Genomic DNA, 12,663 nt, shown 5'->3' with positions numbered 1-12,663 from the left:
AATGTTCTGCCGGTCGGGGTGACCAGCGATGAGGCGATTTGATCACCCGGCGACTGAGCCGGTTCTGAACAGGATCGATCAGGTTCGGTTCATCTGGATAGAAAAGACGTCACACCGCCGTCTTCTGATTTGGTCTCCGGTTTGGAGCAGCGTTCGCTTTAAACTATACGACGTATTCAGCGCCCGTTCAGATGATCGGGACTAGATCGGTCGCCATGTTTCGTAAACCCGCCCCTCTCCTGATCGCCCCTCCGGCCCTGGCCCTGGCTCTCGGTCTGGCCTTCGCGCCCGTCATGACGACGTCGGCGCAGGCCCAGTCGCGCGATCAGGACCAGCGCTCGCAGGACCGTGGTCCGCGCGTCAGTCCCGACGAGGCCCGTCGTCGTGGCGGCGAGGCCGGCGGCGGTCGCCCCATCGACACCCAACCTCGCCGCGACGGTAACTATTCCGTCTTGGTCGAACGCGACGGACGCGTGCGGGAGGTCGTGGTCGATGGCCAGACCGGACAGGCGCGTCCCGACAACAACAATCAACGTCGCAGGCCGAACTGATGCGCGTGCTTCTGGTCGAGGACGACGCGGATCTGTCGCGTCAGCTTAAGGCGGCGCTGGGCGACGCAGGCTATGCCGTGGACCATGCGCCGGACGGCGAAGAAGCCCATTATCTGGGCGAGAACGAACCCTACGACGTCATTGTCCTGGATCTGGGGCTGCCCAAGATCGACGGCGTGTCGGTGCTGGAGCGCTGGCGGCGCGAGGGCAAGACGACGCCGGTTCTGATCCTGACAGCGCGCGGCGCCTGGTCGGACAAGGTGGCGGGCTTCGACGCCGGCGCCGACGACTATCTGACCAAACCCTTCCATACCGAAGAACTGCTGGCGCGTCTGCGGGCGCTGCTGCGCCGCTCGGCGGGCATCGCCTCGGCGACCCTGTCTTGTGGAGGCTTGCGGCTGGATCCCCGCGCGGCGCGGGCCAGCGTCAATGGCGAGCCCCTGCGCCTGACCTCGCTGGAATACCGGCTGCTGCACTACATGATGATGCATCAGGGCCGGGTCATCAGCCGCACCGAACTGGTCGAACACCTTTACGATCAGGACTTCGACCGCGATTCCAACACCATCGAGGTCTTCATCGGCCGGGTGCGCAAGAAGGTCGGATCGGACCGGATCGAGACTGTGCGGGGCCTCGGCTATCGGCTGACGCCGCTGGCGGGCGAATCCGATCCGGCGTGACCGAGGCGACGGCTTCGAAACCCAACGCCGGTGGGCTCCACGATTGGGGCCGCTGGTTCGGTCGCCCCGGTCGCTCCCTGACGCGCCGGCTGATCTGGCTGGCCTCGGCCTGGATCGTGGTCGCTCTGGTCATTTCAGCGCTGGTGCTGACCCAGGCCTTTCAGGAATCCGCGCTGCGGCGTCTGGGCGCCATGCTCAACGAGACGATCGACGAGATCGTGGTCGGCGCCAGTCGCACGCCGCAAGGCGAGGCCATTCCGCAGATTCAGGACGCCAGAACTCTGCGGCTGCTGTCGGGCAAATACTGGCAGATCATGGAGGTTCGCCCCGACGGGCGGCTGGTCAGCCTGGCGCGATCGACCTCGCTGTGGCGCTATGACCTGGCACTGCCCGCCGACCTGCCCGCGCGCCTGGATGCGGCCTTCGGCGACGTCATCACCTTCAACACCACCGGCCCCAAGGACGACGCCGAGACGCGCGAGCCGCTGCGCGTCGCCGCCAGCATGAAGTCCATCCCCCGGCACGAACATCCGGTCATCTTCATCGCCGCGCTGGATCGCTCGGACGTCGATGCGGACACGCGTCAGTTCGCCCGCGTGACCTGGATCGCCTTCCTGATCCTGGGGCTCGGACTCGTATCGGCGGTCTTCATCCAGGTTCGTATCGGCCTGCGCCCCCTGTTCGACCTGCGCGATGAGATCGCGGATGTGCGCAAGGGCAGGTCGGCGCGGATCGGCCGCTCGTACCCTCAGGAAATCCAGCCGCTGGCCGAGCAGGTGAACCGCCTGCTGGATCACAATCAGGAGGTCGTGGATCGCCAACGCACCCACGTCGGCAACCTGGCCCATGCGCTGAAGACGCCGATCTCGGTCATGCTGGCCGAGGCGGGGACCAACGAGGGCGATCTGCCCGAACTGGTGCGGCGCCAGACCAAGATCATGCAGGGCCAGGTCGATCACCACCTGCGCCGCGCCCGCGCCGCCGCCCGCGCCGCCCACGGTCTAGGCGAGACGACGCCCGTCGCCGAGGTGCTGGACGAGCTGGCGGTGATGATCGAACAGGTCTTCCGCGACAAGAACGTCGAGATCGACTGGCGCGCGCCCGACAGCCTGTCCTTCCTGGGCGAGCGTCAGGATTTGCAGGAAATCCTGGGCAATCTGATCGAGAACGCCGCCAAGTTCTCCAGGCGCCGCGTGCGCGTCTCGGCGGGTGGCAGCGGCTTGGGCCAGATGATCCTGGTGGTCGAGGACGATGGTGCGGGGCTGCCGGCGGATCAGCGAGACACGGTCATGCAGCGTGGCGCGCGGCTGGACGAGAGCGCGCCGGGTTCGGGCCTGGGCCTGTCGATCGTGGACGACCTGACGCGCGCCTACGGCGGGCGGTTGATGCTGTCGGACAGCGACATGGGCGGGCTGAAGGCGGTGCTCGAACTACCGGCCGCCCAGGTCGACTAGGGCTGCCGGTCTCCGCCCCGGCGGTAGCATTCGCAGGCCGCCCGCTCCAAGGCGGCGCGATCCAGCACCGTGATCCGGCCGCGCGAATAGGCGATGGCCCCCGCCTTCTGAAGCCCCTGCGCCGCCTCGTTCACCGTGGTCCGCTGCGAGCCCAGCATGGAGGCCAGATACTCCTGCGTCAGGTTCAGGGTGTCGCCCTCGACCCGGTCGTGGCAGCGCAGCAGCCATTTGGCGAACCGCTGGCCGGCGTGGTGCAGGGCGTTGCAGGCGGCCGACTGCTCCAACTCGCCCTGAAGCCGCGCCATGTATTCGGCGACGGCGTCGCGAACGCCCGGCCGTTGAGCCGACAGGGCGCGGAACTTGGCGGCGTCCACCCGGCGCGCCGTTCCGGCGACCTGAGCCACGCTGCGGGTGTGGGCATGGTGCGGCACGACCGAGGCGACGACGCCCAGCACGCCTTCGCGCCCGATCATCACGGTCTCCACGGTGCGGCCGTCCTCCAGCACTGCGACCGAGGAGCAGAAGCCGCTGTCGATGAAATGCAGGTGTTCGATGGCGTCGTCAGGCTCACTGAACACATGGCCGGGCGCGAATTCCACCGGAGTGGCGATGGCGAGGAGAGCGTCGCGATCGTCGGGGTTCAGCCCTTGGATCAATCGGTTGCCAGGCGAGAGGCGGTTCATAAGTTCGCGCATAAGGCGATCTGAGCGTGGCGTCTGTCGAATCTCGACACAGCGTTGCTATATATCACGCGGCTTTCTGGGGAAAAGTCGTGTCTTTACCGCGTTGTGTACGCGATCGGGCAGAGAGTGGCCGAGGCTTAGCGGGTGACGCGGCCGACCAGACGCCCGGCTTCCAGCACTTCGACACCTGCGCAGGAGGCATGGCGCGCCAGCTGCGATCGCGCAGCTTCCAGCGCCGTGGCGTCATCGGCGCCGTCGAAGAAGTCGAGCAGCGGACGGCGATCCGCCTCGTCGAAGAAGTGAAACTCGTAAATGTTCAAGCGAACGGCTCCCAACGATGCGAACCGTAGCGGCAAACGCCCACCGGCGTCTGTCGGATGTCGACACAGCCACAAGCGGAGCCTTTGCCTCGGCCGGTGCGTTGAGGGCGTCCTGACGTGGGAGACATCATGAACGCCGCCAAGACCCTTCGCCTGCCGCCGCTGGCGACCCTAATCGAATGGGCGGCGCGGGTCGGCTATGGGGCGCGGGGCTTCGTTTACCTGTCGGCTGGAGCGCTGACCCTGCTGGCGGCGACGGACCGGATCGGCGATGCGGTGGGGACCAGCGGGGCGGCGGGCTGGCTGGCCGAGCAGCCGTTCGGCAAGGTCTGGCTGGTGCTGCTGGGGCTGGGGCTTTGGGCCTTCGTCGGCTGGCGGGTGTTGCAGGCGGTGTTCGACGCGGACCACGAGGGCAGCGACCTGAAAGGCTGGACGACCCGGGCGGGTCAGGCGGTCAGCGGCCTGTTCTACGGCGTGCTGGCGTCCGGGGTGTTCGAATATCTGGACGAGTTCGGCGAGGCGACGAACGCTTCGGCGGCCCAGGCCGAGAGCGTCGCCGAGAACCAGGAGAAGGCCGCCATGCTGCTGGGGATGCCGTTCGGCGAGGTGCTGCTGATCGGGGCGGGGCTGGTGGTACTGGGCGTCGGCGTCGGCAATATCGTCAGGGCCATCCGCGACGACTTCGACGACGCCCTGGCCTGCCCCAAGGCCTTCTGCGCCACGGCGACCGCGCTGGCGCGGGCGGGCTATGCGGCGCGAGGGTTCGCCTATCTGCCGCTGGGCGTGTTCGTGGTTCTGGCGGGGCTGCATGCGCGCTCGGGCGAGGTGACGACGACGGCGGCGGCGCTGGATGCGCTGGAGGCCCAGCCGGGCGGATCGTGGATCCTGGGGCTGACGGCGGCGGGGCTGATGGCCTTCGGCGCCTTCGCCTTCGTGGAGGCGCGCTGGCGCCGGATCCGGCCGCCCAGGGATTTGAGCCTGGGCTGAGACTTGTCGCGCGGCGCGGCGTCGCCATATCCTTATGCAACACACGCTGTTCCAGAAGGCCGCGCCATGAACGCTCCGCTCAAGACCCTGAAGATCGACTTCGTCTCCGACGTCGTCTGCCCCTGGTGCGTGGTGGGGCTGGGCGGGCTGGACACGGCGCTGGACGCGCTGAAGGACGAGGGGATCGCCGCCGACATCGCCTTTCAGCCATTCGAGCTGAACCCCCAGATCGCGCCCGAGGGCGAGAACATCGTCGAACACATCGGCCGCAAATACGGCGCGAGCCCTGAGCAGTCCGCCGCCAACCGCGCCATGATCCGCGAGCGGGCGGGCGAGGTGGGCTTCGACATGCGCATGACCGACGACAGCCGCATCTGGAACACCTTCGACGCCCACCGGCTGCTGCACTGGGCGCATGAGACGGCGCCGGAGAAGCAGAAGGCGCTGAAACAGGCGCTGTTCACCGCCCACTTCACCGAGAACAAGAACCTGACCGACGCCGGGGTTCTGACCACCGCCGCCGAAAAGGCCGGGCTGGACCGGGCCGAGGCGGGCGAGGTGCTGGCCTCGGGCCGCTACGCCCAGGCCGTGCGCCAGGCCGAAGACCTGTGGCGCGCGCGCGGCATCACCTCGGTCCCGGCCGTCGTGGTCGAGGGCAAATATCTGATCTCGGGCGGCCAGCCGGCCTCGGTGTTCGAAGAGGCCCTGCGCAAGATCGCGTCGGAGGTCTAGGCCGTCTCCTCCTTGCGCAGCGGAGAGGCGGCGCGGCGCCGCCTGGCGCCGTGACGGAGGGGTTCCTTCTGTAAAATCGACGTCTGTGAGGCCTCAAGAGCCCCTCCACCCCGCCCGAAGGGCGCGGTCCCCCTCCCCATCGCGGGCGATGGGGAGGAGACGGTCAGTCCGGCGGTCGGGGGACAAAAACACCGTCTATTTCGTCTAATTCGTCTGATCTCGGGGCCGGTTTCAGGTCGTCGAGCGCCTTGAGGCGGGCCATCAGGGCGTCGCGGCCGGCGTAATCGCCGCGTTTGAGGGCGCAGGCTTCGCGGGCGATCTGGCCGACCTGTTCGGCGACGGCGGCGGCGCGCTCGCCCAGGTCGGGTTCCTTGGGTTGGGCCGGGGGCTTGGCGGGCGGCGGCGCGGGCGGGGACGGCGGCGGGGCGGCCGCCATGCGGGTCAGGTCGGCGTGCAGCCGCACCCAGCGCGCGGCCTCCAGCGCGCGCCCGGCCTGAAGCGCCCGGTTCAGCCGCACCAGGGCGTGGGCCGCCATGGCGCCATAGTCGGGCAGACCGTCTGCCGTCTCGGCCTCCAGGTCGATCGGCTCGCGCAGCGGATCGGGCTGATCCTCGCGCCGCCAGCCCGCGTCCTTGGCGCGGGCGCGAAAGGTGCTGACCGCCATGCCATAGACGGCGCTGACCTCCTCGGCCGTGGAGCCGGCCAGATAGGCCGTGCCCGCCGCCTCCCACGCCTCTTTCGACAGGCGGCGATAGCCCCGGTTCTGCACCCGGTCGGCCGCGCGCGCGGCGGGGTCCGAGGTGACCAGATCGGGCAGCCGCAACAGATGCATCGGCAGGCCGTGCGCGCGCCAGAAGGCCGCCTCGGCCTCGGGCGAGGAATCGTGATGCAGGGCGTCCCGATACGTCTGCTCCAGACCCGCCTCGCGCAGGATGCGGATCTGATCCAGCGCCTGCTGGGTCATCGCATCGTAAAACGGATCGCGCGGCCCCTCGAACCCGCCGTCGTCATAGCTGTGGTCGTCGTCCATCCCATCCCCGGCCTGTCGCCCGCGCCCGACACAGGACGCGCCGCCAGTCTAAGGCCGCCCCGAAGCGTGACCGGGTAGAGGGCGTCGATTTCGCGAAAAACGAGGGATTTCAACGGCCGGGGCAGGGACGTCGTGCATAGGTAGGGCGGCTAGCTGTGCATCCCTCCCTTTCGCCATTCCGGGCGAACCCTCGCGAAAGCGGGGGGAGACCCGGAACCCAGCGGCGCGCGAGAGCGCGAACCTGTCGCGGACGAGGCGCCAGAGATCGCGCGGCGTTGAAAGTTCGCCTGACGGCGCCGCTGGGTCCTCCGGTCTGCGCCGCGCAGACGCGGCTTGCCGGAGGATGACGAAAGAGAATGAGCGCGGTCCCTCTCCCAACGGGAGAGGGAAAGCTTAGGCCCGCTTCTTCGGGGCAGGCGCGGCGTCGGCGGCGGTGACCAGATGCCCCTTCCAGCCGGGCGGCGGCAGGAACTTGCCGGACTTCTCCTCGCGCGTGCCTTCGCGCGCGATCCGGGCGGCGTCGCGTCCGGCTTTCAGAACGGTTTCTCGGTCGAAAAGCGTGTTCATTTCGGCCCCCAATCTAACAGTTCGAGGCCGTCGTCGCTACTCGCATAGACCTCCCACGCGTCCACCAGCGGTTTGTAGGTCGTCTCCAGATAGTCGAGGCTGAGCTTGAAACGGCGGCGTAGCGTGTCTTCTGGAATACCATGACCGCCCTGGGCCACGCGGCGCGCCACGCGGGCGACGGAGAAGTCCGCCGAGGGCGGGCGCAGGTAGATCAGTTCGACCCGGTATCCGGCGGCCTTGAACCGGCGGATGCGCGGCGCGTGGGAGCGGGTGGCCAGGGTCGTCTCCTGCACCACGTCCGCCCGCTCGAGGAACAGGGCCTCTAGCCGCTCCAGCACCAGTCGCCCGGCCGCCAGATCACGCGCTTCGCCAGCCCCCGCAGGCGCTTCAACACACGAGGAACTTTTCGTCCGCATTCTTTGATTGTATGGGTGCGTCCTTTCGCGAGTGTCATTGGGGTGAGAATGGCCGGTCTTAGAATTTTTGTGTCATCGACGTGCTTCGACATGGGCGCACATAGAGGGCAGATACGCTCAATGCTCGAGCGGATGGGTTACGAGCCAGTCATGAGTGACTACTCAGATATATTGTATGATCCAAGAGGTCATACCCACGCCAATTGTGTAAAAGACGTACCGTCGTCTGACATAATGATTGTTCTAATAGGATCACGTTACGGGGGCGTTGCAATACCTGATGCTTTGCCATTAGTTGATTTGAAAAGAGTGTTTGAGCAGTCATCGACGGACGTAAAGGCTCTAAAAGAGAAGCTTTCAATTACCCAACTTGAGGTAATGAAGGCCATAGAATCTAAAATACCCGTATTTGCTTTTGTTGAATCAAGGGTGTATGCTGACCATAACATATATCAAACAAATAAAGCAAAGCCGTTTGTATCAGATATTGAGTATCCCTCAATTTCAAAACAAGACAGCGCAAAATACATATTTGAGTTTATAACTTTCTTAACTCATAGAGTAACCAACAATGGTTTGGTTGCTTTTAGCGATTTTTCCGAGATAGAGCGGCATCTCCTCAAGCAGTGGTCTATGCTTTTCCAAACTTTGCTTAATGAACAGCGCGAAAAACAAGTTGAAGAACGTAGAACGGCGGCCGTAATAGAGCAGATTCAAGATCTTAAGGCTGTGATGCTTCAGTCAATATCTGGCGCTAATGCAAAAGACGTTGCTCGTGGCGTCATTCGATATCGCCGGCTACTTGATATTTTGAGGGGGATGCGAGTTGTCCCTTCTGCGCCAGACCCAGTTAAATTTGAGGGATCATTCCAAGAATTCCTGGATGTTGTTGGAGTGGTTGACATTGTGCCATCCGAAAGAGCGGGTCCGTTCAGTAATCTTTTAGTGCTGGCAGACGGTACTTTCTTTGGTGTTCGGCTTCCCTTTAGATATGAGAGGTATGCGGAGGATTGGGAGTCGTGGAAGAAGTTGTCGGAAGACTCGAAGAAAGAAGTGCTTTTGGCGGTTTCTGAAGCAGAGCCATCAATGCCTATTATCAGATACAATAGAGAGAATGTTCATACGTATCTGGAGGAGACCGCAGAGCGACGGTCGTCTGAGGGGCAGTTTTGGCCTATATTTGGCTTGACTCGAGATAGCAAAACAGCACCTGAAGAGAAGCCCGCCAATGCCGAGGTCGCTTCAAAAGCTCCTCGCGCGAAACGAGTTTTGAACAAGCCTAAATCTAAGCCCGGCGCTGACGCCGAGCCTGGAAATTAATCACACCTTAACCTCCACCACCCCGCCGCCAGCCCGGAACTTCGCGCTCATTTCCGCCATGCCAGCTTCGGCTTCCGACAGGGAGGCGCCGGCGTCGTTCTGGGCCGCGGCGGCGTCGCGGATGTCCTGGCTGATCTTCATCGAGCAGAACTTGGGACCGCACATGGAGCAGAAGTGGGCGGTCTTGTGGGCCTCCTTGGGCAGGGTGGCGTCGTGGTATTTGCGGGCGGTTTCGGGGTCGAGGCCCAGGTTGAACTGATCCTCCCAGCGGAACTCGAACCGGGCGCGTGACAGGGCGTCGTCGTGGGTGCGGGCGGCGGGGTGGCCCTTGGCCAGGTCGGCGGCGTGGGCGGCGATCTTGTAGGTGATGACGCCGTCCTTGACGTCCTGACGATCCGGCAGGCCCAGATGCTCCTTGGGCGTGACGTAGCAGAGCATGGCCGTGCCGAACCAGCCGATCATGGCCGCGCCGATGGCCGAGGTGATGTGGTCGTAGCCCGGCGCGATGTCGGTGGTCAGGGGCCCGAGCGTATAGAAGGGCGCCTCGTGGCAGTGCTTCAGCTGCTCGTCCATATTCTGCTTGATCTTGTGCATCGGCACGTGGCCGGGGCCCTCGATCATGACCTGGCAGCCCTTGGCCCAGGCGATCTTGGTCAGTTCGCCCAGGGTGCGCAGCTCGGCGAACTGGGCCTCGTCATTGGCGTCTGCGATGGAGCCGGGGCGCAGGCCGTCGCCCAGGCTGAATGACACATCATAGGCGCGCATGATGTCGCAGATGTCCTCGAAATGCTCGTAGAGGAAGCTCTCCTTGTGGTGGGCCAGGCACCACTTGGCCATGATGGAGCCGCCGCGTGAGACGATGCCCGTCACCCGCTTCGCCGTCATCGGCACGAAGGGCAGGCGCACGCCCGCGTGAATGGTGAAATAGTCCACGCCCTGTTCGGCCTGTTCGATCAGGGTGTCGCGGAACACCTCCCAGGTCAGGTCCTCGGCGACGCCGTTCACCTTCTCCAGCGCCTGATAGATGGGGACGGTGCCGATCGGGACGGACGAGTTGCGGATGATCCAGTCGCGGATGTTGTGGATGTTGCGGCCCGTCGACAGGTCCATGACGTTGTCGGCGCCCCAGCGGGTGGCCCAGACCAGCTTGTCGACCTCGTCGTCGACGGAGCTGAGGACGGCGGAGTTGCCGATGTTGGCGTTGATCTTCACCAGGAAGTTGCGGCCGATGATCATCGGCTCGACCTCGGGGTGGTTGATGTTGTGCGGGATGATGGCGCGGCCGCGCGCGATCTCCTGCCGCACGAACTCGGGCGTCACGAAGTCGGGGATGGCGGCGCCGAAGTCCTCGCCGTCGCGGATGCAGGGGCTGTTCTGCTCGCGGCGCAGGTTCTCGCGGATGGCGACATATTCCATCTCGGGCGTGATGACGCCGGCCTTGGCGTATTCGTACTGGGTGACCGGGCGGCCCTCGACGCCCTTGAAGACGCGGTGATTGGAGGTGTCGAAGCGCGGGGCCAGGTGACGGCCCGACGCATGGCCGTTGTCCTCGGGCTTGACCTCGCGCGGATTGGCGACCGGCGCGATGTCGCCGCGATCCAGCTGCCAGCTGGATTTGACGTGGGGCAGGCCGCGCTTGATGTCGATGGCGACGGTCGGGTCGGTGTAGGGGCCCGATGAATCATAGATGGTCACCGGCGGCTCGTTGGCGGATGCGTGGACGGCGACCTCGCGGAAGGGGACGCGGATGTCGGGATAGAGTTCGCCCGCGACATAGACCTTCCTCGATCCGGCACGCTCGCCGGTCGGGATGGTCCCCGTCTCCTTCATCACCTGTTCGCGCGCGTCCTTCAACGCCAACTCGACGTTCGGTTCTTCGGGCAGGGCGGGCGGGGTGACTTGGATGTTCATGGCGGCCTCAAACGGTTTGAGGTCCGCCGACGTCGGGCGCGAGGGTCCTGTCGCGTGAGGACCGATAGCGTTACTCATCCCTTCGCCGGCATGACCCGGATCAGGTTCGACGGGTCAGAGGAGAAACCTCTATCTCAGCCGCTCGATTGCGACCCCCCGGAGAACGCCTGCAGGCTAACCCGCGTCGCGGCGGATGTCGAGTTGTCCGAAACCGCACATAAGTCGTTGTAGGCGCGGCGGATTTATTGGGCTATGCGCAAAGCTTGGGCCGGATGCCGGCGTCGGCGGAGTGAAACGAGGATATGAGCCTGAACCTGGAACGCGTCCTCTACACCAGCCGCGCGCGGGGGAACGCCGACAGCCTGCTGATGCAGGTGGACATCCTGGCCACGTCGCAGCGGAACAATGCGCGCGACGACCTGACCGGGGCGCTGCTGATCCACGACGGACGGTTCCTGCAGGTGCTGGAGGGCGCGGCGCAGGATCTGGACCGGCTGATGACGCGGCTGGCGGGCGATCCGCGTCATGACGAGGTGGTGGTGATCGAGCGCAAGCCGATCCCGGCGCGCGGCTTTTCCGGCTGGGCCATGGCCAGCGTGCGCGTGACTCCGGCGCTGGAAGAGACGCTGCGGGCCACGGTGGACGGCGCCGGCGCGCCCCAGCAGACGGTCGAGCGGATGCAGGACGCGGTGCTGGCCCAGGCGGCCTGAACGCCTTCTAAGGCGCCGACCAACCCTTGACCGAGACGGCCGCCGCGCGCGGATCGGCGTCGAAGCGGAGGTAGGCCTTGGCGTGGCCGTGGCCGGGGACGTAGTCCAGGCTGGCGGTCGCGGTCTGATCGCCCAGAATCCCTTCGATATCCACGGCGGCGGCGGTGTCGTCGCCGTCGTTCTGAACCCGGACGGTCGCGACCTGGCCTGCGGCGGTGACGTCCACGGCGACGATGCGGGCGCTGAGCGCCGGTGCGGCCGTGGGCTGGAGCGCCTCCCACACCACGATGCCGATGGCGGTCAGGGTGATGACGGCGCCGAGCAAGGCCATGCCCCATTGCAACAGAGGGCGGGTCGATGCGGCGGGCTTCTTCTTCGTGGGCATGGGGTCAGACCAACAGACGGGCGGCGGCGGCGCCGATGGCGGCGGGGAAGCCCAGGACGATCATGGTCTGGACCACGCCGGCGACGGCATGGCCGTCGGTGCGGCCGAACAGGAACAGGGTGAACAGGCTGACGGCCAGGGCGATGGCGTAGCCGGGCAAGGTGAAATGCAGGAAGGCCTTGATCGGATGATCGGCCTCTTCCTGACCGGCGAAGCCCGCCTTGAAGACGATCAGGTGGAGCAGAAGGATGGAGACGGCGATCAGGGCCAGGATGTGGGCGGGCGTCGCCTTGTAGGCGATCAGGATCATCTCCTCGGTCGGGGCGACGTTCAGGGCGAAGAACAGGGCGCCGGCCGCCATCAGGAACAGTTCGCCGAAATAGGAGGCCTGATCCTCGTCCGTGTCGCCTCCCCCGGACTCTGAACCCGCGCCGCTGAGCTGACGCCGGGCCAGAAGCGCGCCCATGGCGCCGGGAATGGCCTGAAGCGCGACCATGCCCAGGCCCTCGCGCGGCGGCGCGTCCCATTCGACGACGCCAAACAGGATCAGCAGCACCGAGGCGGTGATGAAGCCGACCGCCAGGGCCACGGCGGTGTCCAGCGCATCGTTGACCGGCCCGCGCCGCTTGGAGAAGCCGGCGTAATAGGCCAGGCCGTACAGCAGCGGCAGGCCGGCGACGATGAAGGTCAGCAGCCGCCAGCGGTCCATGATCACGCCCTGCGCCCACATCTCCATCGTCATCAACAGCGGAATGTTGAACACCAGGGCGCCGGCGAAGGCGCGGCCCAGATCGCGGACATAGGCGCGCTCGCGTTGCAGATCCAAAGGGGGCGCGGCGGCGGTCATGCGACGGCAACGCTTGGACGCCGGCTTTGGCTCCGGACCGCTTGTCGAACGACGTTCAGGCGGCGTTCAT

General features: G+C 65.8%; 15 protein-coding genes and 1 riboswitch. Of the genes, 7 read left to right on the top strand and 8 right to left on the bottom strand.

The features are described from left to right. Positions 1 to 215 precede the first annotated feature (215 nt). Genes ABIC32_RS03360 through ABIC32_RS03350 form a run of 3 tightly spaced genes read left to right on the top strand, consistent with a single transcriptional unit; the run spans position 216 to position 2,685 of the window. Entirely contained in the window at positions 216 to 551 is a 336-nt protein-coding gene (locus tag ABIC32_RS03360; RefSeq protein WP_055806585.1) for a hypothetical protein, read from the top strand. After that, positions 551 to 1,231, top strand: a complete 681-nt coding sequence (locus ABIC32_RS03355; protein ID WP_017505887.1) for a response regulator transcription factor — start codon at positions 551 to 553, stop codon at positions 1,229 to 1,231. The genes ABIC32_RS03360 and ABIC32_RS03355 overlap by 1 nt, the downstream gene beginning before the upstream one ends. Then, positions 1,228 to 2,685 (top strand): sensor histidine kinase, encoded by a 1,458-nt coding sequence (locus ABIC32_RS03350; RefSeq protein WP_354072316.1) that lies wholly within the window; start codon positions 1,228 to 1,230, stop codon positions 2,683 to 2,685. The genes ABIC32_RS03355 and ABIC32_RS03350 overlap by 4 nt, the downstream gene beginning before the upstream one ends. Here ABIC32_RS03350 and ABIC32_RS03345 read toward each other — a convergent pair. Next, entirely contained in the window at positions 2,682 to 3,380 is a 699-nt protein-coding gene (locus ABIC32_RS03345; RefSeq protein ID WP_153923351.1) for a Crp/Fnr family transcriptional regulator, read from the bottom strand. The two genes, ABIC32_RS03350 and ABIC32_RS03345, sit on opposite strands and share 4 nt — an antisense overlap. Positions 3,381 to 3,505: 125 nt before the next feature. Continuing rightward, on the bottom strand, positions 3,506 to 3,688 hold the full coding sequence (locus ABIC32_RS03340; RefSeq protein WP_055806575.1) for a hypothetical protein: 183 nt from the start codon (positions 3,686 to 3,688) through the stop codon (positions 3,506 to 3,508). A 129-nt stretch (positions 3,689 to 3,817) separates the two neighbouring features. On the opposite strand from ABIC32_RS03340, the gene ABIC32_RS03335 reads away from it, so the two are divergent. Next, positions 3,818 to 4,675, top strand: coding sequence for a DUF1206 domain-containing protein (locus ABIC32_RS03335; protein ID WP_354072314.1), 858 nt, complete (start codon positions 3,818 to 3,820; stop codon positions 4,673 to 4,675). A gap of 66 nt (positions 4,676 to 4,741) precedes the next feature. Beyond that, the gene (locus tag ABIC32_RS03330; protein WP_137722429.1) at positions 4,742 to 5,407 is read left to right on the top strand and encodes a DsbA family oxidoreductase; all 666 of its coding nucleotides are present in this window, start codon (positions 4,742 to 4,744) and stop codon (positions 5,405 to 5,407) included. A 163-nt stretch (positions 5,408 to 5,570) separates the two neighbouring features. On the opposite strand, the gene ABIC32_RS03325 is transcribed toward ABIC32_RS03330, so the two are convergent. The 3 genes from ABIC32_RS03325 to ABIC32_RS03315 all read right to left on the bottom strand — a co-directional run bounded on the left by ABIC32_RS03325 (position 5,571) and on the right by ABIC32_RS03315 (position 7,420). Beyond that, positions 5,571 to 6,437, bottom strand: coding sequence for a hypothetical protein (locus ABIC32_RS03325; RefSeq protein ID WP_354072312.1), 867 nt, complete (start codon positions 6,435 to 6,437; stop codon positions 5,571 to 5,573). Positions 6,438 to 6,830: 393 nt separating this feature from the next. After that, the gene (locus ABIC32_RS03320; RefSeq protein ID WP_336978546.1) at positions 6,831 to 7,004 is read right to left on the bottom strand and encodes a hypothetical protein; all 174 of its coding nucleotides are present in this window, start codon (positions 7,002 to 7,004) and stop codon (positions 6,831 to 6,833) included. Beyond that, positions 7,001 to 7,420 (bottom strand): zeta toxin family protein, encoded by a 420-nt coding sequence (locus tag ABIC32_RS03315; protein WP_354072309.1) that lies wholly within the window; start codon positions 7,418 to 7,420, stop codon positions 7,001 to 7,003. The genes ABIC32_RS03320 and ABIC32_RS03315 overlap by 4 nt, the downstream gene beginning before the upstream one ends. Positions 7,421 to 7,468: 48 nt before the next feature. Between ABIC32_RS03315 and ABIC32_RS03310 the strand changes: the two genes are divergently transcribed. Then, the gene (locus ABIC32_RS03310) at positions 7,469 to 8,740 is read left to right on the top strand and encodes a DUF4062 domain-containing protein (protein ID WP_354072307.1); all 1,272 of its coding nucleotides are present in this window, start codon (positions 7,469 to 7,471) and stop codon (positions 8,738 to 8,740) included. On the opposite strand, the gene thiC is transcribed toward ABIC32_RS03310, so the two are convergent. After that, on the bottom strand, positions 8,741 to 10,570 hold the full coding sequence (gene thiC, locus ABIC32_RS03305) for a phosphomethylpyrimidine synthase ThiC (protein ID WP_354072942.1): 1,830 nt from the start codon (positions 10,568 to 10,570) through the stop codon (positions 8,741 to 8,743). A gap of 140 nt (positions 10,571 to 10,710) precedes the next feature. Further along, a riboswitch (TPP riboswitch) is annotated at positions 10,711 to 10,820 on the bottom strand. A 133-nt stretch (positions 10,821 to 10,953) separates the two neighbouring features. Here thiC and ABIC32_RS03300 point away from each other — a divergent pair. Then, positions 10,954 to 11,361: a BLUF domain-containing protein gene (locus tag ABIC32_RS03300; protein WP_091750051.1), complete on the top strand. Its 408-nt coding sequence runs from the start codon at positions 10,954 to 10,956 to the stop codon at positions 11,359 to 11,361. Between the two features lie 7 nt (positions 11,362 to 11,368). Here the strand turns inward: ABIC32_RS03300 and ABIC32_RS03295 are convergent, their stop codons facing one another. Both ABIC32_RS03295 and ABIC32_RS03290 read right to left on the bottom strand, forming a co-directional pair. Beyond that, the gene (locus ABIC32_RS03295; RefSeq protein WP_354072304.1) at positions 11,369 to 11,746 is read right to left on the bottom strand and encodes a hypothetical protein; all 378 of its coding nucleotides are present in this window, start codon (positions 11,744 to 11,746) and stop codon (positions 11,369 to 11,371) included. A 4-nt stretch (positions 11,747 to 11,750) separates the two neighbouring features. Beyond that, positions 11,751 to 12,593: a TIGR02587 family membrane protein gene (locus tag ABIC32_RS03290; protein ID WP_354072302.1), complete on the bottom strand. Its 843-nt coding sequence runs from the start codon at positions 12,591 to 12,593 to the stop codon at positions 11,751 to 11,753. Between the last annotated feature and the right edge of the window lie 70 nt (positions 12,594 to 12,663).

Origin of the sequence: Brevundimonas sp. 1080, assembly GCF_040545985.1 — a bacterium.
Classification (GTDB): domain Bacteria; phylum Pseudomonadota; class Alphaproteobacteria; order Caulobacterales; family Caulobacteraceae; genus Brevundimonas.
Note: the sequence above shows the minus strand (reverse complement) of the source record. Positions and strands in the feature narration are given on the sequence as shown.

Coding starts and splice junctions, on each gene's coding strand:
- ABIC32_RS03360 (WP_055806585.1), top strand. CDS start 216: ATGTTTCGTAAACCCGCCCCTCTCCTGATCGCCCCTCCGGCCCTGGCC.
- ABIC32_RS03355 (WP_017505887.1), top strand. CDS start 551: ATGCGCGTGCTTCTGGTCGAGGACGACGCGGATCTGTCGCGTCAGCTT.
- ABIC32_RS03345 (WP_153923351.1), bottom strand. CDS start 3,380: ATGCGCGAACTTATGAACCGCCTCTCGCCTGGCAACCGATTGATCCAA.
- ABIC32_RS03335 (WP_354072314.1), top strand. CDS start 3,818: ATGAACGCCGCCAAGACCCTTCGCCTGCCGCCGCTGGCGACCCTAATC.
- ABIC32_RS03330 (WP_137722429.1), top strand. CDS start 4,742: ATGAACGCTCCGCTCAAGACCCTGAAGATCGACTTCGTCTCCGACGTC.
- ABIC32_RS03325 (WP_354072312.1), bottom strand. CDS start 6,437: ATGGACGACGACCACAGCTATGACGACGGCGGGTTCGAGGGGCCGCGC.
- ABIC32_RS03320 (WP_336978546.1), bottom strand. CDS start 7,004: ATGAACACGCTTTTCGACCGAGAAACCGTTCTGAAAGCCGGACGCGAC.
- ABIC32_RS03315 (WP_354072309.1), bottom strand. CDS start 7,420: ATGCGGACGAAAAGTTCCTCGTGTGTTGAAGCGCCTGCGGGGGCTGGC.
- ABIC32_RS03310 (WP_354072307.1), top strand. CDS start 7,469: ATGGCCGGTCTTAGAATTTTTGTGTCATCGACGTGCTTCGACATGGGC.
- thiC (WP_354072942.1), bottom strand. CDS start 10,570: ATGAAGGAGACGGGGACCATCCCGACCGGCGAGCGTGCCGGATCGAGG.
- ABIC32_RS03300 (WP_091750051.1), top strand. CDS start 10,954: ATGAGCCTGAACCTGGAACGCGTCCTCTACACCAGCCGCGCGCGGGGG.
- ABIC32_RS03295 (WP_354072304.1), bottom strand. CDS start 11,746: ATGCCCACGAAGAAGAAGCCCGCCGCATCGACCCGCCCTCTGTTGCAA.
- ABIC32_RS03290 (WP_354072302.1), bottom strand. CDS start 12,593: ATGACCGCCGCCGCGCCCCCTTTGGATCTGCAACGCGAGCGCGCCTAT.